A 24,137-nucleotide genomic window follows, 5' to 3' on the forward strand; every position below is an offset into this window, starting at 1 on the left:
TGCCTTTCTTGTTTGACGCTCCCGGCCGCGCGCCCAAAGATGGGCAGGCCTCAATGAGCTGAAGATGCGGGAAGGAAAACTGTGACCGAACTGCGCGCAAAGCTTGCCATGCCGCGCCGGTCCGCCGCGGCGGTTCTGACGGCGCTCTGTCTCGGCGCCGTGCTGGCCGCCGCGCCCGCCGCCGCCCAGCAACGCGAGGTGCCGCAGAGCCGCGCCGAGGTCATGCTGTCCTTCGCGCCGGTGGTAAAGAAGGCGGCGCCGGCAGTGGTCAACATCTTCGCCAAGAGGAAGGTCGAGCAGCGCAGCCCCGTGACCTCGCTGCTGGACGATCCCTTCTTCCGCCGTTTCTTCGGTGACGGCTTCGGTGAGCAGCAGCGCCGCAAGCGCGAACAGTCGTCGCTCGGCTCCGGCGTCATCGTGGCCGAAGAGGGCTTCATCGTCACCAACGAGCACGTCATCAAGGGGGCCACCGAAATCAAGGTGGTACTGAGCGACCGGCGCGAATTCGAGGCCGAGTTGGTCTTGACCGACGAGCGGACCGACCTGGCGGTGCTGCGGGTCGATCCCGGCGGTGAAAGTCTGCCGACCATCGAGATGCGCGATTCCGACGAGGTGGAGGTCGGCGATCTGGTCCTGGCGCTGGGCAATCCCTTCGGCGTCGGCCAGACGGTAACCAGCGGCATCGTCTCGGCCCTGGCGCGTACACAGGTCGGCATCACCGACTTCAGCTTCTTCATTCAGACCGACGCGGCCATCAATCCCGGCAATTCGGGCGGCGCCCTGGTCACCCTCGATGGCCGCCTCATCGGCATCAACACGGCGATCTATTCGCGCAGCGGCGGGTCGGTCGGCATCGGCTTCGCCATTCCCGCCGATATGGTGCGCACCGTCGTCGAAAGCGCCCGCGACGGACGCGCCCTGGTGCGGGCCTGGAGCGGCCTGATCGGCCAGGACCTGACCTCCGATCTGGCCGAGGGGCTGCGCCTGGAACGCCCGGGCGGAGTGGTCATCAGTGATGTCTATGAGGGCGGCCCGGCCGACCGCGCCGGCATCGATCCGGGCGACGTCATCGTCGCCGTCAACGACCAGCCAGTGAACGACCTGCAGTCGCTGCGTTACCGCGTGGCGACCGGTGCGCTGGGCGATAGCCTGGAGGTCGAAGTGGTGCGCAAGGGCGAGACGATTACCGCCGAGCTGCCTCTGGAGGCGCCGCCGGAGAGCCCGCCGCGCAACGTGGTGCGCCTGCTCGGCCACCATCCTCTGGGCGGCGCCTACGTGGCCAGCCTCTCGCCGGCTCTGGCGGAGGAGCTGGACATGCCGGACAATTGGACGGGCGTGGTCATCACCAAGGTGCAGCGCGGCACCCCCGCCGAGCGGGTCGGCTTCCGCCCGCGCGACGTCATCCTGTCCCTGAACGGCGAAAGTTATCAGAACTCCGGCGATCTCGCCTCGGCGCTCGACCGGATACAGAGCAAATGGCAGATCACGTTCAAGCGCGACGGCAAGGTCCGCCGGGTCGAGTTCAGCTCCTGAGGCCGAGGGGGCGGCGGCGGTCATGACGGGACTCTTCGAAAGCCAAGCGCCGCGGCCGCTGGCCGACCGCCTGCGCCCCCGAGCGTTGGACGAAGTGGTCGGCCAGGGCCACCTGCTGGCGCCGGAGGGGCCGATTGGCCGCATGGTGCGCTCCGGGCGGCTGGCCTCGCTGATCCTCTGGGGGCCGCCAGGTTGCGGCAAGACCACCATTGCGCGCCTCTTGGCCGCGGAGACCGACCTGGAGTTCGAACCGCTGTCGGCGGTCTTCTCCGGCGTCGCCGACCTGCGCAAGGTCTTCGAGCGGGCCAAGCAGCGGCGCCTGGCCGGGCGCGGCACTCTGCTGTTCGTCGACGAGATCCACCGCTTCAATCGCGCCCAGCAGGACGGCTTCCTGCCCTTTGTCGAAGACGGCACGGTGGTCCTGGTCGGCGCGACCACGGAGAATCCGTCCTTCGAGCTCAACCCCGCTTTGCTCTCGCGCAGCCAGGTCATGGTCCTGAAGCGCCTGGACGAGGCCGCTCTGCGCGAGCTGCTGGCCAGGGCCGAGGCGGCGGAAGGCCGCGACCTTCCGTTGACCGCCGAGGCGCGCCAGGCGTTGATGGCCATGGCCGACGGCGACGGCCGCTACCTCCTGAACCTGGCCGAGGAGGTCTTCGCGCTGGAAAGCGGCCCGGGGGGCGAGGGGAGCTGGAAGGCCGGGGACAAACTGGACACCGCCGCCCTGGCCGAAGTGGTGCAGAAGCGCGCCCCGGTCTACGACAAGGGGCAGGAGAGCCACTACAACCTGATCAGCGCCTTGCACAAGTCGTTGCGCGGCTCCGACTGCGATGCGGCCCTCTACTGGTTCGCGCGTATGCTGGCGGGCGGCGAGGACCCGCACTATATCGCCCGGCGCCTGGTGCGCTTCGCCGTGGAAGACGTCGGTCTCGCCGACCCCTCCGCCCTGACCCAGGCCGTGGCGGCCTGGCAGGCCTTCGAGCGCATCGGCAGTCCGGAAGGCGAACTGGCCCTGGCCCAGGCGGTGATCTACCTGGCCACGGCCCCCAAGTCGAACGCCGCCTACAAGGCTTTCGGGGCGGCACGGCGCGCGGCCCGCGACAGCGGCTCCCTGGCGCCGCCGGCGCACATTCTCAACGCGCCGACCAAGCTGATGAGCGAACTGGGCTACGGCAAGGGCTACGCCTACGATCACGACACCCCCGAGGGTTTCTCCGGGCAGGACTATTTTCCCGAGGATATGCCCCGGCAATCCTTCTACCAGCCGGTCGAGCGCGGCTTCGAAAGGGATGTGCGCAAACGGTTGGAATACTGGGAAAAGCTGCGTTTCCAGGCGTCGGGGGCGGGCAAGGACCGTATGGGCCGCTAGCTCTGCGCAGAGTGCGAATCTGCCATTCATCCTTGCCGGTTGTGTGGGACTTCAAAGCCCGTAATTTGTCACCAACACAATAATCGCCGGTTCGCGGAAAGCGCCGGCAGGCAGGCACACGAGGGTCTATATGGCGAACTACTGCGTGCCCGAGAAGGGCAAAGCAGCTCTCCTCTGCATCTCCGCACAGCGCGACTTTGTCGTCCCCGGGTCGCCCGTACGGGCCTGTGGAACCCACACCGCGCTGCCCAACCTCGCAGCGTTGCTGGATTGTTTCCGCGCCCATGGAGCGCCGGTTTACCATTCGGTCCGGCTCTACAAGCCGGATGGCTCCAACGTCGACGCCTGCCGCCGCCAGGCGGTGGAAGAGGGTATGCGCATCCTCATGCCCGGCACGCTGGGGGCCGAGTTGATCGACGAACTCAAGCCCGCCAAGGACGTGCGCCTGGATCCGGAACTGCTGTTCGCGGGCGACTTCCAGGAGATCGGGCCCAACGAATTCGTTCATTACCGACCGCGCTGGGGCGCTTTCCACAACACCGGGCTGGAGCAGCGCCTGCGCGACCAGCAGATCACCACGCTGGTGATCTGCGGTTTCAGCTTTTCGACCGGCGGCCGTGCCTCGGTCTACGAGGCCAGTGCCCGCGACTTCCGCATCGTCCTGGTTCCCGATGCCCTGTGCAACGCCACCGAAGAGGCCGTTCAGGAGCTGGGGCGGATCGGTATCTATCTGATGGACACCGCCAACTGCCTCTCCTGGATGTCCAACGGCAACTCCGGCTCCGTCGAGGCCGCCTGAACGCCGCAGCCGCCGTTTGCACCTTTTCCCGCGCTTTGCTAGCTAGATGAGCCGGGCGGCCTTCGCGGCCGCGGCGCCGTATCGCGGCCGGAGGACGGGGCCGAGGGAGAGGACCAAGGGCATGCAGCTTCAGATCATCGCCGCAATCGCCGCCGGTGGCGCGTTGGGGGCCGTCGGGCGTCACTTCGTGGTGGCGCAGGTCACCCATTGGGCCGGCAACGGCTTTCCCCTGGGCGTGCTGGCGGCGAATGTCGCGGGATCCTTCGCCATGGGGCTGCTCGTCGAGCTCGGGGCTCTGGTGTGGTCTCCTTCGCCGGAATTGCGGGCCTTTATCGCGGTTGGCTTCCTGGGCGCCTTCACCACCTTCTCGACCTTCTCCATGGACACCGTCCTGCTCTACGAGCGCGGCGCGATCTGGCAGTGCGCGGGCTATATCGTCGCCTCCGTGGTGCTCTCGGTCGGCGCTTTCTTTCTGGCGCTGAGCCTCGTGCGCGCGGCAGTGACATGAGGAGAAATCCATGAGCGGCGTCCAGCAAGTGCCGGTCGAAGCGGCGGCCGACGGCCAGCGCCTGGACCGCTGGTTCAAACAACACTTCCCGCAGGTCCCCCACGGCCGTTTGGAAAAAATGCTGCGCAAGGGGGAGATCCGCGTCGACGGGCGCCGGGTCAAGGCTTCGGCACGCTTGGAGAGCGGCCAGGTCGTGCGCGTGCCGCCGCTGCCGGCGGCAGCGCCCGAGGCGGGACCTGGGGCGGACGCCAAGGCCCTGACGGTCTCTGCCGCGCAGGCCGAGGCGCTGCAGGCGGCGGTGCTCTATAAGGACGAGAACGTCATCGCGATCAACAAGCCGGCCGGCCTGGCGGTGCAGGGCGGCAGCGGCCAGCACCGCCATCTGGACGGCATGCTGGACGCCTTGCGCTTCGGCGCCGGGGAACGGCCGCGCCTGGTGCATCGCCTGGATCGCGACACGGCGGGCGTCCTGCTGCTGGCCCGCAACGCGCCGGCCGCGCGCAGCCTGACCGCGGCCTTCCGCGGCAAGGACACCCAGAAGATCTATTGGGCGCTGGTGGCCGGAGAGCCGCCGGAGCGCCGCGGTCTCATCGACCTGCCGCTCGCCAAGCAGATGCAGCGCCGGGGCGAAGCGGTGGCTCCGGACGAAGCCGAGGGCAAGACGGCGCGCACCCTGTTCCAGGCGGTGGAAAGCCATCGGGACAAACGCAGCAAAGAGACGGTGACCTGGCTGGTCCTGCTGCCGCTGACCGGGCGCACCCACCAGTTGCGCGTCCACTGCGCGGCCCTGGGCACCCCCATCGTCGGCGACGGCAAGTACGGTGGGCGTGGCGCTTTTCCGGAGGCGCTGGCGAACGCCAAGACGCTGCACCTTGTGGCCCACGAGCTCGCCCTGCCGGACCCGGAAGTCGGCACCACGCTGCGGGTGACGGCGCCGTTGCCGCCGCACATGGCGGCGACCTGGCAGGCGCTGGGCTTTACGGAGGCGAAGGGCGAGGGCGCGCTACAGGCGCTGCTGGCCTATGCCGAAGGTCTCAGCCATTCGCCCGCCAAAGGCCAGCGGCCGCTGTAACGCCGCCGGCCCGGGATCGGTCTAGAAACGGAACCGCAGACGCGGGGGCTCCTCGCGGTCGGCCACTTGGTCCGGCGCGTCATTGCGCAGCGAAGCGCCGGGGCGCGGCAGGGTGCGCAGCATCGAGGCCGTGCGCGCGCGCCAGGCCATGTCGTTGACCACCGTGTCCAGGTCGAAGTCCCACTGGGGATTGTCACCCTTGGGCGTGAACTTGGTCGCCTCCGCCGCGGAATAGTGGCGGTCCATGGAGCGCAGCCAGTCCTTGGCCTCCGCCGAGCCGGCGGTGATGGCGAACGCGGCGGCCGCGATCGCAGCGGCTGAAACGGCTTTGGGAAGCTGGGCGAACATACCTACCCCTTAAGTGCGTGTGGCTTGGCGCCGAATAGTGCAGGGGCAGTTTTCGCGAATTCTCCTTTTAAAGACTTAATGTCAAAGACGTTCTTTGAATTGGTCCTTTTTATGTCACAGCATTCGCTCTATCATCTGAGTATTGAGGAAATTAATACTTCATTAATATATAGCTTTTGGTGGAATTGTATTTTCAAGATTAGGCGAATGGTTGCCACGGCGGTACCTCTTCGCCCGCCTGCGTCACTGAGGCGGTTCGCCGGCCAGCGTTACGCGGTGCATCAGGCGGCGGAAGCCGTGGTAGTCGTTGATCGGATTGTGTTGGGAGCAGCGGTTGTCCCAGAAGGCCACCGCGCCTTTCGTCCAGCGGAAGCGGCAGGTGAATTCGGCCTTCACCTGATGGCGGAAGAGGAAATCCAGGATCGGCCGGCTTTCTTCCTCGGTCATGCCGTCAAAGCGCGTGGTATGGGCGGTGTTGACGTACAGCGCCTTGCGCCCGGTTTCCGGATGGCTGCGCACCACCGGGTGGCGCGCGGTCAGCTCGTCGCCCTTCAGGCCGGCGGGGGCCTGCGCCATCATCCCGCTGCGGGTTTTCCGGACCGCCCCCTTGCCGGAGGCCTGTACCGCGGTCAGGCCGTCGAGCACGCGGCGCAGGGACGCCGAGAGGGTCTCGTAGGCCAGGTACTGGTTGGCGAACTCGGTGTCCCCGCCGTAAGGCGGGATATCGATGCCGTAGAGGATCGTCCCCATGGGGGGCACCTGCTGGTAGGTGGTGTCGGAGTGCCAGAGTCCGCCGAAGTTGATGCAGTCTTCCTCGCGCTTGAGGATCGGCGTGATTTCCGGAAAGCCGTCCAGGCCCTTCACGAAGGGGTAGGCCACGGGCTGGCCGAAGCGGGCGGCAAAGGCCATGAGCTGTGGCGGTGTCAGTTCCTGATCGCGGAAGAACACCACGAGATGGTCGAGCAGCGCCTGGCGGATCGCCGCGACGGTTTCCGCCGGCAGCTTCGCGGCGAGATCAACGCCGGAGATCTCGGCGCCGATGGCCCCGGCGACGGGAACGACATGAAGAGGGGTGGTGGCGTCCCGGGTGCCCGGCATGATCCCTCCGGAATAGCGCTCTCTGCAGGGCATCATAGCGCAGCCCGAAGAGCCCGCAGCCGGTCAATCGTCGCTGCGGTTGCGCGAAAAGAGGTCGCGCGCCACCTGTCGCATGAGCTGTTCGACCTTCGGGTCGTCCAGCGTCTCGATTTCCTCCGCCCAGCCGTCCACGGCGGCCAGCAGGTCGTCGCCGCGGCAGAACCCGGCGCGCAGCTCGATCCGCCCGCCGCTGTCCGGCGGTCCGCCGGCCGGCTGCTCCCGGCAGAAGGCGAAGAGGTCGCCGCCGCCTTGGGCCGGATTGAAGACCAGCACCAGGCGAAAGCGGGGGTCTTCGGCGGCATTCTGGTCGGTGGTCAGTCGCAGTACGCGGCTCTGCACCGCCTGCTCCATGACCGTGGCCACCCGGCTTTCCAGGCCCTCGCTCTCGCCGAGCGGCAGGCCGTCGATTTCCAGGTAGAGCGGCCCCTGGTTTCTGGTCGCGCCGGCCAGAAAGTCGAAGGCGCCGGTGGGGTGCATATAGCGGGTGAGCGTGGAAGGGCCCTCGTCACAGGCGATGGGGCCGAGGAGGAGGACGCCGACCAGCAGCGGTCCGGCGAGGCGGCGGAGCGGTGGCATCGCGGCGAAGCTTCCTCCCGGCGGCTGGTCCAAAGGCACGAATCGTCTTAAGCATGCGGGCCCAACGTGATAGAGACAACGCCCAATGACGGCTCTGCCCTTTTCCCACCGCTTCATCGTCTTCGACGTCGACGGCACCCTGGTCGACAGCCAGCACACGGTCGTCCACTGCATGGGTATGGCCTTCGCCGGGGACGGCCTGCCGGTACCCGAGCCGGTGGCCATCCGCAACACCATCGGCCTGAAGCTGGAGGTGGCGATCAACAGCCTGCTGCCGGAGCCCGACGAGGCCCGCGCCTGGCAATTGGTCGAGGGCTACCGCCGGGCCTTCTTCGCCCTGCTGGACGAGCCGGGCCACGAGGAGCCGCTGTTCCCGGGGACCCTGGAACTGCTGGACGCGCTGGACCACCCGGAGCTCTTCCTGGGCATCGCCACCGGCAAAAACCGCCGCGGGCTGCGCCGGGTGCTGGAGCGGCACGGGCTGGAGCCGCGCTTCCACAATCTGAAGACCGCCGACGACGGCCCCGGCAAGCCGCACCCCCACCTGCTGGAAACGGCCATGGCCGAGGTTGGCGCCGAGCCTGGTCAAACCGTTATGATCGGGGATACGACCTTCGACATCGAGATGGCCCGCGCCGCCGGTTGCGCCGCCGTCGGGGTGAGCTGGGGCAACCATGCGCCCGAACAGCTCCTCGCCGCCGGGGCCGACTGTGTGATTGATCATTTTTCCGATCTGGAACAACATCTTGTTCGGATGGGCGGAGGCTGTAAATGAAGAAAAAGCACGGCAAGTTGCGGCGCATCCTGGCGGGCCTGGTGGCCTTTACGGTGGCGGTCTTGGTCGCGGGCTACGCCATCATTGCGTCGCTGGACGTGCAGCAGGTCGCCGACTTCGCCCGGACGGAGGTCAAGGCCGCCACGGGGCGCGATCTGGCTATCGACGGCCCTGTGGCCCTGCGGGTCTCCCTGGTGCCCTCCATCGACCTGCAGGATGTGCGCTTCGCCAATGCCCCTTGGGGCAGCCGCCCGGACATGGTGACCTTCAAGCGCCTGGAGATCGAGGTCGAACTGCTGCCTCTGCTGTTCGGCGATGTCGTGGTGACCCGCCTGGTCGCTGTGGCGCCGGACATCCTGCTGGAGACCGACGCCGAAGGCCGCGGCAACTGGGTCTTCGAGGAAGCGGCCGGAGCGGCCCCGACCGAACCGGCCCCGGCTGAAGCGGCGCCGGAGACGGCGGGCGAGGCGGAAGCCGTTTCCCTGCCCGACGTGCAGGATTTCCGCATCGAGGGCGGGCAGCTCACCATGACGGAGGCCGGCTCCGGCGAGACCCTGACCTTGGAAGTGACCGAGGCGGTGGGCGCGGTGCCCTCCGGGGGCGGCGCGCGCAGCCTGCGCCTCGTGGGCGCCTACAACGGCAATCCCTTCACGCTTGAGGGCAGCTATCCCGGGCTGCCGGCACTGCTCTCCGGCGACGAGGGGCCGCTGGATATGACCCTGACCGCCGGAGGCGTGACGCTGGGGGTGACCGGCCGTGCCGGCGATCTGACCGGAGACATGGCCGCGGAAGTGGCGGTGACCGCCGAGGGCGAGAGCCTTGCCGGCCTCTCGCCCTTTGTCGGCTCCGACCTGCCGGCCCTAGGCCCCTTCAAGCTGTCAAGTGACGTAAAGGCAGCGGAACAAAATATTGATTTCAATGGATTTCACTTGACGGTCGGCGATAGCGACCTGGGCGGAAACGTGACTCTGTCGCTTGCCGGCAAGCGCCCCGCGATGAAGGCGGCGCTGCTGTCCAAGCTGCTCGACCTGGGGGACTTCAGCGGTGCCGGCGCTTCCGAAGGGGCTGCCTCAGGGGAGGCAGCCGGCGGGAGCGGCCGGGTTTTCCCGGAGACGCCTTTGCCGTTGGAAGGGCTGCGCGCACTCGACGCCCAGGTGAAGCTGGACGTGGAACGGCTGCGCCTCTCGCAGGGACTGGAACTCGACGAGGTTAAGCTGACGCTGGCGCTCGAGGGCGGCAGTTTGACAGTGGAGCCGCTGGCGGCGCTGCTGGCCGGAGGCACCCTGGACGGGCGTCTCGCCCTCGATGGGGCCAAGGCGGAGCCGGACCTGGTGCTGGCTCTCACCGGGCGCGATATCGATTTCGGCGAGCTGTTGAAGCGCGCGGAGGTCAACGAGGGTGTCGGCGGCAGATTGGAGCTTGACGTCGACCTGAAGGGCCGCGGGTCCAGCCCGCACGCCATCGCCGCGGGCCTGGGCGGGTACGTCCAGGCGGTCTCGGAGGACGGCACCATCGACAACGCCACGCTGCGGGTCTTGAGCGCCGGGCTGAGCGACATCACCGGCCCGCTGTTCGGCCAATCGGACCAGACCCGCCTGGAGTGTTTCGTCACCCGCTTCGACGTGGAGCAGGGCCAGGCCAGGAGCCGCGCCCTGGTGCTGGACAGCGGCGCTTTCGCGGTGGCCGGGCGCGGCGGCATCGACCTGGATGCCGAGCAGGTGAACCTGGCTTTCGACACCGAGACCAGCGAACCCAGCCTGGCCAGCCTCGCCGTGCCCTTCAAGGTTGTCGGGCCCTTGACCGGCCCCAGCGTCGTGCCCGATCCGATCGGCGCGGTGACCGGTGCGGTCGGCACCGTCGGGGACGTGGCGGAGGCCGGCGGCAATATCGTCGGTGGAGCTGTCAACTCCGTGGGCGGGCTCATCGGCACCGGGCCTGTCGTCGGCCAGATGGGCGACAATCGGACCCTCTGCGGCGAGGCGCTGGCGGCCATCGGCCGCGGCGGCGGGCAGCCTGCCGCCGATGCATCGTCGTCTCCGCAGTCTTCGGGCGGCATCGTCGACGATGCCGGTGAGGCGCTGAAGGACGTGGGCGAGGGGATCGAAAAGGGGCTGAAGAGCCTGTTCGGAAACTGAGCGGACCCATGCAGCAGAAGATCAAGCGGTTCTACAAACAGGTTGCCGCCGCGCCGGCGGAAGGCGGCTATGCGGTGGAATTGGACGGCCGCGCGGTGCGGACGCCGGCCAAGGCCCCGCTGGTGGTGCCGTCGCGCGCATTGGCGGAAGCGGTGGCCGCCGAGTGGCAGGGCCAGGGGGAGGATGTGCTGCCCCAGGCCATGGCGCTCAACAGCCTGGTCTGCACCGCCATCGATATCGTCGCGCCGCACCGCCCGGCGATCGTCGAGGAGGTGGCCAGCTACGGCAGCCACGACCTGCTGTGCCACTGGACCGATGAAACCGGAGAACTGCTGCGCCGCCAGCAGCGGCTTTGGCAGCCGCTGCTGGACTGGGCCGCCGAAGAGCTGCGCGCGCCGCTGAAGAAAACCTGCGGGATCATTTCACAGCCCCAGTCTCCGGAGAGCCTGGAGGCCCTGAAGCTGGCGGTGGAGGAGCACAGCGACCTGGAACTGACGGGCCTGGCGGCGGCGGTGAAAGCGGCGGGGTCCCTGCTTGTCGGCCTCGCCCTTTCCAAAGGGCGCATCGACGCCGCCCAGGCGGTGGCCCTGTCGCAACTCGACGAACTGTATCAGGCGGAGAAGTGGGGTACGGACGCCGAGGCGTCGGAGCAGCGCGCGAACCTGGCACGGGAGCTGGAGGATGCCGCTCTTTTGTTTGATCTTATTAGATAATAATTTCTGACAATATATTGATTATTATGATATTTCTTTCGTTGCTAATGGCTCCTGTGAGCCTCGCATCATGACTTCGGCCAAGGTCCCGTAGACCTTGGCCCAGGCCTGCTCCACCTCCGGAGTGAACGCTTCCTTGAGGCCTTCTTTCAAGGTCCACAACAGGGCCTTGGCGACGCTCTCGTAATGCTTGAACTCGACCCCGTAGGTGAGGTGGCGCTGGCCCATGATCTTCAGCACCGGCACCAGCTGATCGAACTTGTCGAGACTGGCGATGGCAGTCTTCAAGACGCTCATCAGCTTGTGGCCCTGATCGGCCATGTCGCCCTTGAACAGCGTCTGGGTGCTGGGGTCGATCTCGAACAGCTTGTTGTAGAAGAGGCCGGCGGCGGCGTCGGCAATGGGATCGACCAGGGCGAAGCTCTCCTGCACCAGCGCGATCTCCTTCGCCGAGAGTTGCGGAGCCGCAACCGTTTGCGCCGGAGGGGGCGGTTCGCCGGGAGCGCTTGCTTCGCCGGGAATGCTCGCCTCGGCCGGCGGTGCGGCGGGGGCGGCTTCGGGGGCACGGGGCGCAGCGAAGGCGCTTGACGGGACCGCGGTCGCGGACAGATCCCTTTCCGTCAGTTCCGCCAGGCGCTCGATACGGTGGGTCAGGCTGTCGGCGATCTCGGCGATCTCGCCGGTGGTCTTTGCGGTCTGTCCGGCCAGTTGCTTGACCTCACCGGCCACAACCGCAAAGCCGCGGCCGGCCTCACCGGCGCGGGCCGCCTCGATGGTGGCGTTGAGAGCCAGCAGGTTGGTCTGCTTGGCGATGGCTTCAATCTGCCCGGCCATGGCGGCCACGTTCTCCACTTCGCTACGCAAAGCCTGAATTTGCGCCGCGATACCCTCTTCTTCCTGGGCTTCGTCGGTGATCTGCGGCGCTGCGGCGCGGGTAGGGGCTGCGGGCATGGAGGGTTTTCCTGCTTGGAACTGTGAGTTGGCGAGGCACCTTGTGGGATTCCTTGAGCCTTTGTAAGGAAACGCCGTTAACGAGTGGCTAATTCCGCGGGTTTCGGCGGCCCCGGCATCCTCCCGGCCGCTGGTGCGGTCGGTTCGCTCGTGCTATCAGCAATCGCAACGATCAGGCCGGGGACTGAGCAGGGAAGGCGCGCCATGCAGGATATCCTCCAACGACTTGAGGAAATGCGGGACCAGGCCGCTACGGGCGGCGGCCAGCGGCGGATAGAGGCCCAGCACGCCAAGGGCAAGCTGACCGCCCGCGAGCGCCTGCAGATCCTGCTCGACGAGGGCTCCTTCGAGGAGTGGGACATGTTCGTCGAGCACCGCTGCATCGACTTCGGCATGGAGCAGCAGAAGGTCTCCGGCGACGGCGTGGTCACCGGCCACGGCACCATCAACGGCCGCCTGGTTTTCGTCTTCAGCCAGGACTTCACGGTCTTCGGCGGCTCGCTCTCCGAGGCCCATGCCGAGAAGATCTGCAAGATCATGGACAAGGCCATCCAGGTCGGCGCCCCGGTCATCGGCCTCAACGACTCAGGCGGCGCGCGCATCCAGGAGGGCGTGGCCTCCCTGGCCGGCTACGCCGAGGTCTTCCAGCGCAACGTCCTGGCCTCCGGCGTGGTGCCCCAGATCTCCATGATCATGGGCCCCTGCGCCGGCGGCGCGGTCTACTCCCCGGCCATGACCGACTACATCTTCATGGTCAAGGACAGCTCCTACATGTTCGTCACCGGCCCGGACGTGGTGAAGACCGTGACCCACGAAACGGTGACCGCCGAGGCCCTGGGCGGGGCCATCACCCACACCACCAAGTCCGGCGTCGCCGACCTGGCCTTCGAGAACGACGTCGAGGCCCTTCTGGAACTGCGCCGCTTCGTCGACTTCCTGCCGGCCTCCAACCGCGAGGCGCCGCCCTGGCGGCCCACCGACGACCCGGCGACCCGCGAGGACCTGTCGCTCGACACCCTGGTGCCGCCCGACGCGACCAAGCCCTACGACATGAAGGAGCTGATCGAGAAGGTGGTCGACGACGGCGACTTCTTCGAGATCCAGCCCGCCTACGCCGGCAACATCATCACCGGCTTTGGGCGCATGGAGGGTAACACCGTGGGCTTCGTCGCCAACCAGCCCATGGTGCTGGCCGGCTGCCTGGACATCGCCTCCTCCATCAAGGCGGCGCGCTTCGTGCGTTTCTGCGACTGCTTCAACATCCCCATCGTCACCTTCGTCGACGTGCCGGGCTTCCTGCCGGGTACCTCGCAGGAGTTCAACGGCATCATCAAGCACGGCGCCAAGCTGCTCTTCGCCTATGCCGAGGCGACGGTGCCGAAGGTCACGGTGATCACCCGCAAGGCCTATGGCGGGGCCTACGACGTCATGTCGTCCAAGCACCTGCGCGGCGACGTGAACTACGCCTGGCCGACGGCGGAGATTGCGGTCATGGGCCCCAAGGGGGCGGTGGAGATCATCTTCCGCGGCGACATCGGCGACGCGGAGAAGATCGCCGCGCGCACCGAGGAGTACCGCCAGAAGTTCGCCAACCCCTTCGTCGCCGCCTCGCGCGGCTTCATCGACGACGTGATCAAGCCGCACGGCACCCGCCGCCGGGTCTGCAAGGCGCTCAACATGCTGCGCGACAAGCAGCTCGAGAACCCCTGGAAGAAGCACGACAACCTGCCGCTCTGAGGACACCTATGTTGAAACTCCACGACGATCCGGATTCAGGTAACGGTTATAAGGCTTTGTTAACACTGAATCTTCTGGATGTTTCTTATGAGTTGGTTGAGGTGAACGCCATCCAGGGCGAAACGCGCAAGGCGGCTTTCCTGGCCAAGAACCCCAACGGGCGCATTCCGCTGCTGGAACTGGAGGACGGAACCTTCCTGGCGGAATCCAACGCCATCATGTTCTACCTGGCCGAGGGCACGCCCTACCTGCCGGACGACCGGCTGGGCCGCGCTCGCGCGCTGCAGTGGATGTTCTTCGAACAGTACAGCCACGAGCCCTATATCGCCGTGCTGCGTTTCTGGAAGCGGCATACCGGCAAGACGCCGGAGAACGAGCCCCAGTGGGCGGCGAAGGAAGCGGGCGGCTACGCCGCGCTGTCGGTGATGGAAAAGCAGCTCACCGGGCAGGACTGGCTGCTCGGCAAGCAGCCCTCCATCGCCGATATATCGCTTTATGCCTATACCCATGTGGCCGACCAGGGCGGCTTCGACCTGGCGCGCTTTCCGGGGGTCGGGGCGTGGATCGATCGTTTCCCGGAACTGCCGGGCTATGTACCCTTTGCTGGACGCCTTATGGACAGCGACGACCGCAAGGTGTGAACGTGGGTTCAGGGGGCGACAGTCGGGCCTGAGGATAATTGCGGCCAATAAAAACAGGGCTTTAGGGGCGAATGTTCAAGAAAATCCTCATCGCGAACCGGGGCGAGATCGCCTGCCGCATCATCAAGACCTGCAAGCGCCTGGGCATCCGGACGGTGGCGGTCTACTCCGATGCCGACGCCACGGCGCTGCACGTGCAGCAGGCCGACGAGGCGGTGGGCATCGGCCCGGCGGCGGCGGCCGAGAGCTACCTGGTGATGGACAAGATCATCGCCGCCGCCAAGCAGACCGGCGCCGAAGCGATCCATCCCGGCTTCGGCTTCCTGTCGGAGAACGCCAGGTTCGTCGAGGCGCTGGACGCCGCCGGCCTGGTCTTCATCGGCCCGCCGGTGAAGGCCATCGGCGCCATGGGCGACAAGATCACCTCCAAGAAGCTGGCCGCTGCGGCCAAGGTCTCCACCGTGCCCGGCCACCCCGACGCCATCGACGACGAGGCGGAGGCGGTGAAGGTCGCCGGCGAGATCGGCTACCCGGTGATGATCAAGGCCTCGGCCGGCGGCGGCGGCAAAGGCATGCGCATCGCCCGCAACGAGGCGGAGACGCGCGACGGCCTGCGCTCGGCGCGCAACGAGGCGCGCTCCAGTTTCGGCGACGAGCGGGTCTTCATCGAGAAGTTCATCGAGGAGCCGCGCCACATCGAGATCCAGGTGCTGGCCGACACCCACGGCAATACGCTGTACCTGCACGAGCGCGAATGCTCGATCCAGCGCCGCCACCAGAAGGTGGTGGAGGAGGCGCCCTCGCCCTTCCTGGACGCCGAGACCCGCGCGGCCATGGGGGCGCAGGCCGTCGCCCTGGCCGAGGCGGTGGACTACGTCTCGGCCGGCACGGTGGAGTTCATCGTCGACAAGAACAAGAACTTCTACTTCCTGGAGATGAACACGCGCATCCAGGTCGAGCATCCGGTGACCGAGATGATCACCGGCCTCGACCTCATCGAATGGATGATCCGCATCGCCGCCGGCGAGAAGCTGAGCTTCGGGCAGAAGGACGTGAAGCTCGACGGCTGGGCCGTCGAGACCCGCGTCTATGCCGAGGACCCTCTGCGCGACTTCATGCCGTCGATCGGCCGCCTGGTGCGCTACCGCACGCCGGGCAGCCCGGAGGACGCCTCCGCCACGGTGCGCATCGACAGCGGCGTCGAGGAGGGCTCGGAGATCTCCATGTTCTACGACCCGATGATCGCCAAGCTGGTGACCCACGCCCCGGACCGGGAGAAAGCCATCGCCGCCATGCAGGCGGCCCTCGACGCCTACTGCATCCGCGGCATCAACCACAACATCGCCTTCCTGAACGCGGTCATGGCCAACCCGCGCTTCCGCGAGGGCAACATGTCGACCAACTTCATCGCCGAAGAATTCCCCGAGGGCTTCCAGGGCTCCGAGGTCACCGGGGAGACGCTGGACATCCTCATCGCCGTGGCGGCCATCCTGGAGCAGCAGCGCGCCGCCCGCGCGGCGACGATCTCCGGCCAGATGGACGGCGGCGTGGTCTTCGATCCGGCCAAGCCGGCCGATTGGGTGGTCATGCTGGCGGGCCAGGAGGCGCACCCGCGCAGGGTCACGCCCGAGGACGGCGCCTTCCGCGTCACCGGCGGGGCGAAGGACCTGCTGATCGAGACCGGCGCGCAGCTGGGCGACATCGTGCTGCCCTGCTTCATCGACGACCGCCCGGTGACGGTGCAGGTCGACCGCCGGGGCCCGGCGCTGCGCCTCGGCTATAACGGCGCGGACATCGAGGCCCTGGTGCTGACTCCGCTGGCCGCCAAGCTGGCCCAGCGCATGCCGGTGAAGGAGCCGCCCGACCTCTCGCGCTTCCTGCTGTCGCCCATGCCGGGCCTCTTGATGTCGCTGAAGGTCGAGGAAGGCCAGGCGGTCAAGGCCGGCGAGGAACTGGCGGTGGTCGAGGCCATGAAGATGGAGAACGTGCTGCGCGCCGAACGCGACGGCACCGTGGCCAAGGTCCATGCCGGGCCGGGCGAGAGCCTGGCCGTCGACCAGGCGATCCTGGAGTTCGAATAAGGCAGAGCGTAGAGCTGGCCGGTCTAGCGAAGGCTATCCACACATTCCACTGTCGTTCCGGGGTTTGACCCCGGGACCCAATGGCGTTGGCGTTAGGCGATGGCCTACTACGTTTACATCCTCGCCAGCCGCAAGCACGGAACGCTTTACATTGGTGTCACCAACGACGTTGTTCGCCGTGTCTGGGAGCACCGGCAGGGGCGCGGTTCGAAGTTTGCCCAGAAATACCGGATCACACGTCTGGTATATGTCGAGGCTCACGAGGAGATCGAACCTGCGATTCAGCGCGAGAAGACTCTGAAGGAGTGGCACCGCACCTGGAAGATCCAGCTGATCGAGCGCGACAATCCGGAGTGGGAAGACCTCTATGATCGGTTGAACGGTTAGGGCATTGGGTCCCGGGATCAAGTCCTGGGACGACAGCCGTAGCTGTGGCGAGGGTAGAGCTCTGCTACAAGTCCAACCATGGAACATCTCGACCGCCCGAGCGAAGAGGTCTGGGACGAACGGCGCCTCTGGTTCGAAGAGACCCAGGCGCGCCATGCCCGCGCCGGCGCCGCGGCCCCCAGCGAGCAGGCCTGCGCCCTGATGATCGACCTGCAGTCGGTGTTCTGCGCCGGCGCCTGGGCGGCGACGGTGATGCTGGCCTGCGCCGTCACCGAGGCCCAAGGCGGGTCCAAGAGGGAGAGCCTGCCCGGCGTGTCCGACCGCGACTATCGCTGGCTGCGCGCCCTGCGCAACCGCCTCAGCCATGAGAACCGCAACGACCCGGAGCTGACGGTGGAGGACCAGTGGCTGCGCCGCGACCTCTGGGAGGAGCGCGCCCGCCGCGCGGTGGTCATCGCCTTTTCCGCGCTCTATCCTGCCGCCGGCGGGCGGGCGGCAGAGGCCGAAGAGGAGGCATGAGCATGACCGTGCGGGTCGTCGTCGCGGGGCGGGTCCAGGGGGTGTGGTACCGCGCCTGGACCGAGCAGCAGGCGCGGGCGCTGGGCCTCGACGGCTGGGTGCGCAACCGCCGCGACGGCACCGTGGAGGCGGTCCTGGCGGGCGAGCCGGCGGTCGTCGAGGCCATGATCCAGGCGCTTTGGGAGGGTCCGCCGCTGGCCCAGGTGACCGCCATCGACCGCTTCGAGCACGGTGTGCCGGTTGCAGCAGGGTTCGTCGTCAAGCCAACGGCTTAGAGGTGCGCGGCCCGGACGGGTGACCCGGCCGCGCCCCCTCAATCCACCGTCCTGAAAACTCGTGGCGCCGCAGCGGGCGCCGAAAAACGCCTTCGGCGATCTGGCCGTCTTGGCCGTCTGCGGTCCGCGAGGGCGCTCCACCCGGCACGGGCGCCGGCCAGTAAATGCAATTTATGTTGCATAAATACGAATTAATGATAGTCTTTATTGCATAACCGATGCCGGGAAAGGCGCCGGGCGGGAGGCGAAGGGTGCAGAGTTTCAAGGAGATCGTGGAAGCTTACGAGGGCCGGCTGACCGAAGCGGACCGGACACTGGTGGGCATCATCCTGGGCGATCCCGGCAGCGTGGTTTTTCAGTCGGCCGGCGAATTGGCGGCGCGGGCGGACGTGCATGCGTCCACCGTGGTGCGTCTGGCCCACAAGCTGGGCTTCGAGGGATACCTCGATCTGCGCAAGGTGTTGCGCCGGGAGAGCAGCATCGTCTCGGGCCAGGACGACCGTATCCGCCGCCGGCTCGACCGCATCGACCGCGGCTCCAACCTGATCAGGCTGATCGACAGCGAGATCGCGGCGCTGGCCGCCATTCCGGAGAAGCTCTCGCAGGAGGACATTGACGAGGCAGCGGATGTCCTGGCGGCTGCCGGGACGATCTATCTCGTCGGCCGCGGCAGCGCCGTTCCGCTTGCGACGCATCTGGACCGGCGTCTGCGCCGTGCCGGCTTCCGCACGGCGGTCGCCGTGAACCTGCAGCAGCGCGACCTGGTCGAGCATCTCATCGGATTGCGCGAAGGGGACGCGGTGATCGGCTTCGCCTTCCAGTCGCTGGCGTCTTTGCCCGCGGGTTATTCCGCGCTTCTACGGCACATCCGGCGGGTCGGGGCGAAGTCGGTGGTGGTGAGCGATTCCCTGGGGCCGACGCTGCGCCCGCGCCCCGACAAGCTGCTGAGCGTCAGCCGCCCCGACGAGGGCGAGATGGCGCTGCGCACCGGCCCGATGCTGGTCTGCGAGGCGCTGGCGATGACGCTGGCGCACAAGGACCCGGAGCGGGCGGTCGCCGGGCTCGAGTCTCTCGAGCAGCTACGGGCGGAATTCGAGAACGACGAGGGGCAGCCATGAGTATCGCTTTCGCATCGGACCGGCCGCTAAAGCGGATGGCGCTGGACCCGGTGAACCTTCTGATGCTGCTCCTCTTGGCGGTGCTGGCCTACCTCGTGGCCTGGCCATTCATAGAACTGGTGGTGCAGACCCTCACCTGGGGGGCGGGGGACCGCAGGGTTTCACCGGAGGCCGTACCCGGCGAGTTCACGTGGTTCCACTGGCTGCAGGCGACGGCCGGGCCGATTTCCGGCAAGATGCTCTACGGGCCCCTGGTGAACACCTTGCTGACGGGCGCGATAGCGACGGTGATGGCCTTGCTGGCCGGCGGCGTGCTCGCGTGGTGCGTGGCCCGCTCCGACATGCCCGGAAAGCACTGGCTGCAGCCGCTGTTGACGCTGCCCTATATCGTACCGTCCTTCGCGATCGCCTTGGCCTGGGAAGCGGTTTTTCGCAGCCCGCGGGTCGGCGGGCAGCCCGGTCTCTATGAAGCTTTCCTCGGGACGGCGCCGCCGGAGTGGCTGTCCTATGGCATGGTGCCGATCTCCATTACGCTGGCGATCCATTATTTTCCTTTCGCCTATCTTCTGGTTGCCGGCTCCCTCGCATCCATCGATTCACAGATCGAAGAGAGCGCGCTCATCTCCGGCGCTTCGCGGCTGACGATCTTGCGCCGCATCACCTTTCCGATGGTGGCGCCGGCTTTTGCCGCCGCCTTCATCCTGACTTTCGGCAAGACCATCGGACAGTTCGCGCTGCCCTTCCTGCTGGGCGCGCCGGTGCAGTTCCACACCATCGCGACCATGGTCTACGCCAACCTGGCCCTCGGGCTCGATTCCATGGCTTTCGTTCTGGCGATCGTGCTGATCGCCATGTCCCTGGTGGCGATCTGGTTTTCCAACCGCTTCGTCGGCGCCAAGACCCGCCGCTTCGAGACCATCAGCGGCAAGGGGTTCCGCAGCCGCCAGATCGGCCTGGGGCCGTGGCGCTGGCCGGTTTTCTGCGCGGTGGCCGCTTTCGCGTTCGTGGTCGGCGTGCTGCCGTTGATCTTGCTCGGCTTCCAGTCCGTCATGCTGGTCGACGGCTTCTACAGCGGCGAGAACTTCACCTGGCAATTCTGGGTTGGACAGTCCAACCCCGAGATCGCCTTCGGAGAACCCGGCGTCCTCTACAACGAGAACATCCTGGGCGCTACCTGGAACACTCTGAAGCTGGCCTTTATCTCGGCGGTAATCGCCGCGGTCATCGGCTTGTTGATCGCCTATATCGTCGTGCGGCGCCGGGAAAACCCGCTGGCGCGCCTGCTCGATCAGATTTCCTTTATTCCCTTCCTGTTTCCGACCATCGCCTTCGGCGCGATGTATCTGACCATGTTCGCCGAGCCGCGCGGGCCGATACCGGCGCTCTACGGCACCTTCACGCTGCTGATCTTGATTTCCGTGGTCAACCGCCTGCCGTATTCGGTCAAGACCGGTGTTACGGCGGTGACGCAGATCGGCAAGGAGTTGGAGGAAGCGGCCGAACTGACCGGTGCGAATTGGGCCCTGCGTTTCCGGCGGATCATCATGCCGCTGGCGAGCTCCGGCGTTCTGTCGGGCATGATGGTCAGCTTCGTCGGGGTGATGCGCGAGCTGTCGCTCATCATCCTGCTCGTGACCCCGTCGACGCGGGTGCTGATGACCGTCGGCTTCGGATATGCGGAAGAGGGGCTTACCCAGCTATCCAACGCTCTTGTTCTGATCGTGGCTGTGCTCACGATCATCGGCGAGCTCCTGCTGTGGGCGTTGGGCAAGAGCAAGCTGACAAGGCTGCACGAAAAACAATCCTGACAGGGAAGAGCCGATGGCCACCATTGAAGTTCGGAACCTTACGAAGCGGTACGGCGGCGCCGTCGCACTCGACAACGTCTCCCTGAGTATCGAGGCCGGCGAGTTCCTGGTTCTGCTGGGCCCGTCCGGCTGTGGAAAGACGACCTTGCTGCGCTGCCTCGCCGGTCTGGAGATCCCCGATGCCGGCGAAATCGCCTTGGGGGAGGACGTCGTTTTTTCCTCTCAACGGCGGATCGCCATGCCGCCCGGAAAGCGCAACCTGGGCATGGTTTTCCAGAGCTACGCTCTGTGGCCGCACATGACGGTGCATGACAACGTGAAGTTCGGCCTCGATGTCCTGAAGATGCCGAAAGCCGACGCCGAAGAGCGGATCGAGCACGTGCTTGACGACCTGGGGATGTCGAGCTACCGCAACCGCTATCCCTCCGAGCTGTCCGGCGGCCAGCAGCAGCGCGTGGCCCTGGCGCGTCTGCTGGCGACGAAGCCGCCGATCTTCCTGATGGATGAGCCGCTATCCAATCTCGACGCGCGCTTGCGGATGGACATGCGCGTCGAGCTGAAGCGCTTTCAGGCCGCCGCCGGCGCGACCACGGTCTATGTCACCCACGATCAGACCGAAGCGATGACCATGTCGACGCGGGTCGTCGTCATGAAAGACGGACAGATCCAACAGGTCTCGCCCCCGGGCGAACTCTATCGCCGGCCCGCCACGACCTTCGTGGCCGACTTCATCGGCATGCCGCGTATCAACCTGATCCCGCTGGAGCAAGGCCGAGGCGGCGGCAGCGAGTACACCAACGGAGACATCAGCCTGGATCTGCCCTGGTCCCCCGGTGTCGTCAAGGTCATCGTCGGTGCCCGCCCCGAGGACCTCGACCTCTGCCTGGTTCCTCAGGATACCGATGGAAGTTACGAGGTGACATCGGTGCTGCCCAACGGGCCGGAAACCATCGTTCAGGTGTGCCGCGGGGACACCACGCTGATTGCGCGTGTCGCGCACGATTCCGAGATCGAATGCGGCCAGTCCGTCCGGGTCGATTTCAATGCGGCGGCGCTGAATGTCTACGACGCGGGAACTGGACGCGTCATCGATGCGGAGAGGGAAGCGGCTTCGGGCCGGCCGGTTCGCCTGGCCGCAGGCCAGCAAGTCTAGGATCGGCCCAACACGTCAACCAACAAAGATAAAGGGAGGAAAGAGATGCGTAGATACTCAAGGCGTGGAGCCATCGTTCTCGGGTTGTTGGCGGGGCTTGCCGTGCCGGGTGCCGTTCAGGCTGACGAAGCTTGGCAGAAGGCGGCCGGCGTCGGTCCCTTCGCCAGCGACCAGCAGGACTGGGATGCCATCGAGGCGGCGGCGCGCAAGGAAGGCAAGGTGGTGATCTATTCCGTCTCGTCGCGCATCGCCAAGCTGGTGGACGGCTTCAAGGAGAAGTACGGCATCGAACTGGTCGGCTATGACATTCCTTCCGACCTGCAGATCGAAAAATTCCGGCGCGAGCACAAAGCCGGAGTCTACAGCGTCGATGTCCTGTTCAACGCGGAAGCCCCCTTGCTTCTGAATGAAGCCTTGCCCGACGGGCTGGTATGGAACTTCGTTCCGGCCAATGTCGCCGGCGAGTTGGAAGACGGGGAAAAGTCGCCGCTCCTGGTTCAGCGGCACAGCAGCAGGATCGTCTATTACAACTCGGCGCTCAATCCGGATGGGCCGCCGATCGACAATCTGTGGGACCTGACGCGCGAGGAGTGGCATGGCCGCACCTTGATGCCGAGCCCTCTGGAGGACAGCCTTTCGGCCATGTTCATCCAGAGCATCCTTCATCATCCTGAGGAGATGGAGGAAGCCTATCGCAAGGAGTTCGGCGAGGACATCAAGTACTCCGAGGCCGTCATCGAAGCGGTCGAGGACAATGCCACGATCGATGCGCCGACCGCCTCGATGGAGTGGCTGCACCGCTTCCTCGCCAATCAGCCTGTCTTCCAGGGATCGACGACGAAGATCTTCAAGAATGTCGCCGATGTGAAGCAGGACAATCCGCCGATCGGCATCACCACCTTCTCGAAGATGCGGCTGAATGAAGAGGGGGTCTACTCCGCGGTGCCGGCCTATGACCTGGAGCCGGTATTCGGCGTGACCTACCCGACATCTCTTCTGATCGCCGACAGGGCGCCGCATCCCAACGCGGCCAAGCTGTTGGTCCGCTATATGATGGAAGAGGGGTTCGAGCCCTGGAACGAGCCCGGCGACTATGCCGCACGGTCCAGCGTCGAAGCCAAGCAGCTCAAGGAGTTCGATCTGAAGCCCTTCGACTCGCTTCGACTCTGGGCGATCGACCCGGAAAAGATCTACGACTCCAAGTACGGTTTTCTCGCGCTTTACCTTGCCCTGAGCTGACCTTTACGGCGGCCCCGTCATCGCGGCGGGGCCGCCGGAATTTCATTACAAGACGAAAGGATTCCAAGTGACCATCAGCGCCATTCTCTTCGATGCGGGCGATGTGCTTTATTCCAAACCGCGGCGCGCGGCGGCCCTTGCGATCTTTCTGGAGGAGCGCGGCATCCCCGCGCCGGTGAATGACGATCCGGCGGTTAAGAAGCTGCGTCTCGACGCCCATGCCGGAAAGATGACCGAGCAGGAATTCTTCGAAAGGCTCCTCGCCCATTACGGCGTCACCGATCCCAAGGACGTTGCCGAGGGAATCGAACTGCTCCACCGGCAGCAGCGCGATGTCGATTTTTTCGAGGGCGTTCCGGAGACCCTCCACGAGTTGAAGCGCAACGGCTTCAAGCTTGGGATCGTTACCAATACCTACAACTCCAAGGCGGAGAAGTTTCGCTGGTTCCGGCCTCTGGGGATCGACACGGTCTGGGACTCCTACGCCAACTCCTGCGACCTCAAGGTCATCAAACCGGAGCCGGAAATCTATCTGGCGGCGCTGGAGCCTTTGGGGCTGGCGCCGGAGCAGGCGGCTTTCGTCGGCCATGCACAGCGGGAGCTCGACGGAGCGAAAGCGCTCGGCATGACCACGATCATGTTCAATCCGGATCCAGACTGCGTCGAAGCCGACCACAGTATCGGCAGCTTCAGCGATCTTCTGAATCTTCCCGGACTGACCGGCGAGACCGGCGCGCCTGCCGCCTGAGGCGGCGGCCGCCTAGTTCCGGCAGGCTGTGTCTCGGCATCCCGGCGCCGCCGGCCCGGGCCCGTCCTCGGTGCCCCCTCGGCGTCCCCCCTCGGCGCGGCCTGGGGCTTTGATCGGCTTTTAATTCCATTATTCTAGAAATATAGTTGTTTCTCACCGCAGGGTGCTGTAGGCTGTCCGTTATGAATTTGAATCAAGCCGCACGCTGCCTCGAGAAGCTGGGAAGCCCGACGCGCCTGGAGATCTTCCGCCTGCTGGTGCGTGCCGGCCGTGACGGGCTGTCGGTGGGGGAGATCCAGGACCACCTGGGCATCCCGGCTTCGACCCTGTCGCACCACATCGGACACCTGGTGAGCGCCGGCCTCGTGGAGCAGCAGCGCGAGGGGCGCCAGCTGATCTGCAAACCGGACTTCGCCCTGATGGACGGGCTGATCGACTTCCTGACCGCGGAGTGCTGCATGCTGAAGGGCAAGCCGGAGCCGCGGCGCGACGCCGGGTAGCGGCCCCTTTTTTGTCCA

General features: G+C 66.3%; 24 protein-coding genes and 1 pseudogene. 20 read left to right on the forward strand and 5 right to left on the reverse strand.

Translation table 11 applies throughout. The annotated features are described in order from the left end of the window. The first annotated feature begins 81 nt into the window (after window positions 1–81). The 5 genes from AAFN88_RS21515 (at window position 82) to AAFN88_RS21535 (ending at window position 5,278) form a co-directional block, all read left to right on the forward strand. The gene (locus AAFN88_RS21515; RefSeq protein WP_347522825.1) at window positions 82–1,533 is read left to right on the forward strand and encodes a DegQ family serine endoprotease; all 1,452 of its coding nucleotides are present in this window, start codon (window positions 82–84) and stop codon (window positions 1,531–1,533) included. Window positions 1,534–1,555: 22 nt separating this feature from the next. After that, entirely contained in the window at window positions 1,556–2,899 is a 1,344-nt protein-coding gene (locus AAFN88_RS21520) for a replication-associated recombination protein A (protein ID WP_347522826.1), read from the forward strand. A 130-nt stretch (window positions 2,900–3,029) separates the two neighbouring features. Then, window positions 3,030–3,698 (forward strand): isochorismatase family cysteine hydrolase, encoded by a 669-nt coding sequence (locus AAFN88_RS21525; RefSeq protein ID WP_347522828.1) that lies wholly within the window; start codon window positions 3,030–3,032, stop codon window positions 3,696–3,698. Between the two features lie 121 nt (window positions 3,699–3,819). After that, window positions 3,820–4,206 (forward strand): fluoride efflux transporter CrcB, encoded by a 387-nt coding sequence (crcB, locus tag AAFN88_RS21530; protein WP_347522829.1) that lies wholly within the window; start codon window positions 3,820–3,822, stop codon window positions 4,204–4,206. Between the two features lie 10 nt (window positions 4,207–4,216). Next, a complete protein-coding gene (locus AAFN88_RS21535) occupies window positions 4,217–5,278 on the forward strand; it encodes an RluA family pseudouridine synthase (RefSeq protein WP_347522830.1) in 1,062 nt (353 codons plus the stop codon). 21 nt (window positions 5,279–5,299) lie between these two features. Here the strand turns inward: AAFN88_RS21535 and AAFN88_RS21540 are convergent, their stop codons facing one another. From AAFN88_RS21540 to AAFN88_RS21550, 3 genes are all read right to left on the reverse strand, one after another. Next, a complete protein-coding gene (locus AAFN88_RS21540) occupies window positions 5,300–5,626 on the reverse strand; it encodes a hypothetical protein (RefSeq protein WP_347522831.1) in 327 nt (108 codons plus the stop codon). A gap of 243 nt (window positions 5,627–5,869) precedes the next feature. Continuing rightward, window positions 5,870–6,724, reverse strand: a complete 855-nt coding sequence (locus AAFN88_RS21545; RefSeq protein ID WP_347522832.1) for a TauD/TfdA family dioxygenase — start codon at window positions 6,722–6,724, stop codon at window positions 5,870–5,872. Window positions 6,725–6,787: 63 nt separating this feature from the next. After that, window positions 6,788–7,339, reverse strand: coding sequence for a hypothetical protein (locus AAFN88_RS21550; RefSeq protein ID WP_347522834.1), 552 nt, complete (start codon window positions 7,337–7,339; stop codon window positions 6,788–6,790). Window positions 7,340–7,424: 85 nt separating this feature from the next. Here AAFN88_RS21550 and AAFN88_RS21555 point away from each other — a divergent pair, with 85 nt between their 5' ends. Genes AAFN88_RS21555 through AAFN88_RS21565 form a run of 3 tightly spaced genes read left to right on the forward strand, consistent with a single transcriptional unit; the run spans window position 7,425 to window position 10,962 of the window. Then, a complete protein-coding gene (locus tag AAFN88_RS21555; protein WP_347522835.1) occupies window positions 7,425–8,114 on the forward strand; it encodes an HAD-IA family hydrolase in 690 nt (229 codons plus the stop codon). Further along, on the forward strand, window positions 8,111–10,249 hold the full coding sequence (locus AAFN88_RS21560) for an AsmA family protein (protein WP_347522836.1): 2,139 nt from the start codon (window positions 8,111–8,113) through the stop codon (window positions 10,247–10,249). The genes AAFN88_RS21555 and AAFN88_RS21560 overlap by 4 nt, the downstream gene beginning before the upstream one ends. An 8-nt stretch (window positions 10,250–10,257) precedes the next feature. Beyond that, on the forward strand, window positions 10,258–10,962 hold the full coding sequence (locus AAFN88_RS21565; protein ID WP_347522838.1) for an ATP12 family protein: 705 nt from the start codon (window positions 10,258–10,260) through the stop codon (window positions 10,960–10,962). A 24-nt stretch (window positions 10,963–10,986) separates the two neighbouring features. Here the strand turns inward: AAFN88_RS21565 and AAFN88_RS21570 are convergent, their stop codons facing one another. After that, window positions 10,987–11,394: a globin family protein gene (locus AAFN88_RS21570; RefSeq protein ID WP_347522914.1), complete on the reverse strand. Its 408-nt coding sequence runs from the start codon at window positions 11,392–11,394 to the stop codon at window positions 10,987–10,989. Between the two features lie 162 nt (window positions 11,395–11,556). Continuing rightward, window positions 11,557–11,871 (reverse strand): annotated as a pseudogene (locus tag AAFN88_RS21575) (methyl-accepting chemotaxis protein); the annotation flags it as partial. Between the two features lie 246 nt (window positions 11,872–12,117). Here AAFN88_RS21575 and AAFN88_RS21580 point away from each other — a divergent pair. From AAFN88_RS21580 to AAFN88_RS21635, 12 genes are all read left to right on the forward strand, one after another. Then, entirely contained in the window at window positions 12,118–13,650 is a 1,533-nt protein-coding gene (locus AAFN88_RS21580; protein WP_347522839.1) for an acyl-CoA carboxylase subunit beta, read from the forward strand. Between the two features lie 8 nt (window positions 13,651–13,658). Further along, window positions 13,659–14,291: a glutathione S-transferase family protein gene (locus AAFN88_RS21585; protein ID WP_347522840.1), complete on the forward strand. Its 633-nt coding sequence runs from the start codon at window positions 13,659–13,661 to the stop codon at window positions 14,289–14,291. Between the two features lie 71 nt (window positions 14,292–14,362). Next, a complete protein-coding gene (locus AAFN88_RS21590) occupies window positions 14,363–16,372 on the forward strand; it encodes an acetyl/propionyl/methylcrotonyl-CoA carboxylase subunit alpha (protein ID WP_347522842.1) in 2,010 nt (669 codons plus the stop codon). A gap of 99 nt (window positions 16,373–16,471) precedes the next feature. After that, window positions 16,472–16,759 (forward strand): GIY-YIG nuclease family protein, encoded by a 288-nt coding sequence (locus AAFN88_RS21595; RefSeq protein ID WP_347522844.1) that lies wholly within the window; start codon window positions 16,472–16,474, stop codon window positions 16,757–16,759. Window positions 16,760–16,837: 78 nt separating this feature from the next. Next, complete coding sequence (locus AAFN88_RS21600) at window positions 16,838–17,278, forward strand: hypothetical protein (RefSeq protein ID WP_347522845.1); 441 nt, start codon at window positions 16,838–16,840, stop codon at window positions 17,276–17,278. Further along, on the forward strand, window positions 17,275–17,553 hold the full coding sequence (locus AAFN88_RS21605; RefSeq protein WP_347522847.1) for an acylphosphatase: 279 nt from the start codon (window positions 17,275–17,277) through the stop codon (window positions 17,551–17,553). The genes AAFN88_RS21600 and AAFN88_RS21605 overlap by 4 nt, the downstream gene beginning before the upstream one ends. Window positions 17,554–17,804: 251 nt before the next feature. Next, window positions 17,805–18,671: a MurR/RpiR family transcriptional regulator gene (locus AAFN88_RS21610; RefSeq protein WP_347522848.1), complete on the forward strand. Its 867-nt coding sequence runs from the start codon at window positions 17,805–17,807 to the stop codon at window positions 18,669–18,671. Continuing rightward, a complete protein-coding gene (locus AAFN88_RS21615) occupies window positions 18,668–20,479 on the forward strand; it encodes an iron ABC transporter permease (protein ID WP_347522849.1) in 1,812 nt (603 codons plus the stop codon). The genes AAFN88_RS21610 and AAFN88_RS21615 overlap by 4 nt, the downstream gene beginning before the upstream one ends. 13 nt (window positions 20,480–20,492) lie before the next feature. Beyond that, window positions 20,493–21,632 (forward strand): ABC transporter ATP-binding protein, encoded by a 1,140-nt coding sequence (locus AAFN88_RS21620; RefSeq protein WP_347522851.1) that lies wholly within the window; start codon window positions 20,493–20,495, stop codon window positions 21,630–21,632. A 45-nt stretch (window positions 21,633–21,677) separates the two neighbouring features. Continuing rightward, the gene (locus AAFN88_RS21625) at window positions 21,678–22,871 is read left to right on the forward strand and encodes a hypothetical protein (RefSeq protein ID WP_347522852.1); all 1,194 of its coding nucleotides are present in this window, start codon (window positions 21,678–21,680) and stop codon (window positions 22,869–22,871) included. Window positions 22,872–22,938: 67 nt separating this feature from the next. After that, window positions 22,939–23,619, forward strand: a complete 681-nt coding sequence (locus AAFN88_RS21630) for an HAD-IA family hydrolase (RefSeq protein ID WP_347522853.1) — start codon at window positions 22,939–22,941, stop codon at window positions 23,617–23,619. 182 nt (window positions 23,620–23,801) lie between these two features. After that, on the forward strand, window positions 23,802–24,119 hold the full coding sequence (locus AAFN88_RS21635; RefSeq protein WP_347522854.1) for a metalloregulator ArsR/SmtB family transcription factor: 318 nt from the start codon (window positions 23,802–23,804) through the stop codon (window positions 24,117–24,119). Window positions 24,120–24,137 lie beyond the last annotated feature (18 nt).

The sequence above is a fragment of the Pelagibius sp. CAU 1746 genome, from assembly GCF_039839785.1.
GTDB lineage: Bacteria > Pseudomonadota > Alphaproteobacteria > Kiloniellales > Kiloniellaceae > Pelagibius.

What these genes read in the sequence shown, in the direction of transcription:
- AAFN88_RS21520 (WP_347522826.1), top strand. Translation starts at nt 1,556, where the DNA reads ATGACGGGACTCTTCGAAAGCCAAGCGCCGCGGCCGCTGGCCGACCGC.
- AAFN88_RS21525 (WP_347522828.1), top strand. Translation starts at nt 3,030, where the DNA reads ATGGCGAACTACTGCGTGCCCGAGAAGGGCAAAGCAGCTCTCCTCTGC.
- crcB (WP_347522829.1), top strand. Translation starts at nt 3,820, where the DNA reads ATGCAGCTTCAGATCATCGCCGCAATCGCCGCCGGTGGCGCGTTGGGG.
- AAFN88_RS21535 (WP_347522830.1), top strand. Translation starts at nt 4,217, where the DNA reads ATGAGCGGCGTCCAGCAAGTGCCGGTCGAAGCGGCGGCCGACGGCCAG.
- AAFN88_RS21540 (WP_347522831.1), bottom strand. Translation starts at nt 5,626, where the DNA reads ATGTTCGCCCAGCTTCCCAAAGCCGTTTCAGCCGCTGCGATCGCGGCC.
- AAFN88_RS21545 (WP_347522832.1), bottom strand. Translation starts at nt 6,724, where the DNA reads ATGCCGGGCACCCGGGACGCCACCACCCCTCTTCATGTCGTTCCCGTC.
- AAFN88_RS21550 (WP_347522834.1), bottom strand. Translation starts at nt 7,339, where the DNA reads ATGCCACCGCTCCGCCGCCTCGCCGGACCGCTGCTGGTCGGCGTCCTC.
- AAFN88_RS21555 (WP_347522835.1), top strand. Translation starts at nt 7,425, where the DNA reads ATGACGGCTCTGCCCTTTTCCCACCGCTTCATCGTCTTCGACGTCGAC.
- AAFN88_RS21560 (WP_347522836.1), top strand. Translation starts at nt 8,111, where the DNA reads ATGAAGAAAAAGCACGGCAAGTTGCGGCGCATCCTGGCGGGCCTGGTG.
- AAFN88_RS21565 (WP_347522838.1), top strand. Translation starts at nt 10,258, where the DNA reads ATGCAGCAGAAGATCAAGCGGTTCTACAAACAGGTTGCCGCCGCGCCG.
- AAFN88_RS21580 (WP_347522839.1), top strand. Translation starts at nt 12,118, where the DNA reads ATGCAGGATATCCTCCAACGACTTGAGGAAATGCGGGACCAGGCCGCT.
- AAFN88_RS21585 (WP_347522840.1), top strand. Translation starts at nt 13,659, where the DNA reads ATGTTGAAACTCCACGACGATCCGGATTCAGGTAACGGTTATAAGGCT.
- AAFN88_RS21590 (WP_347522842.1), top strand. Translation starts at nt 14,363, where the DNA reads ATGTTCAAGAAAATCCTCATCGCGAACCGGGGCGAGATCGCCTGCCGC.
- AAFN88_RS21595 (WP_347522844.1), top strand. Translation starts at nt 16,472, where the DNA reads ATGGCCTACTACGTTTACATCCTCGCCAGCCGCAAGCACGGAACGCTT.
- AAFN88_RS21600 (WP_347522845.1), top strand. Translation starts at nt 16,838, where the DNA reads ATGGAACATCTCGACCGCCCGAGCGAAGAGGTCTGGGACGAACGGCGC.
- AAFN88_RS21605 (WP_347522847.1), top strand. Translation starts at nt 17,275, where the DNA reads ATGAGCATGACCGTGCGGGTCGTCGTCGCGGGGCGGGTCCAGGGGGTG.
- AAFN88_RS21615 (WP_347522849.1), top strand. Translation starts at nt 18,668, where the DNA reads ATGAGTATCGCTTTCGCATCGGACCGGCCGCTAAAGCGGATGGCGCTG.
- AAFN88_RS21620 (WP_347522851.1), top strand. Translation starts at nt 20,493, where the DNA reads ATGGCCACCATTGAAGTTCGGAACCTTACGAAGCGGTACGGCGGCGCC.
- AAFN88_RS21625 (WP_347522852.1), top strand. Translation starts at nt 21,678, where the DNA reads ATGCGTAGATACTCAAGGCGTGGAGCCATCGTTCTCGGGTTGTTGGCG.
- AAFN88_RS21635 (WP_347522854.1), top strand. Translation starts at nt 23,802, where the DNA reads ATGAATTTGAATCAAGCCGCACGCTGCCTCGAGAAGCTGGGAAGCCCG.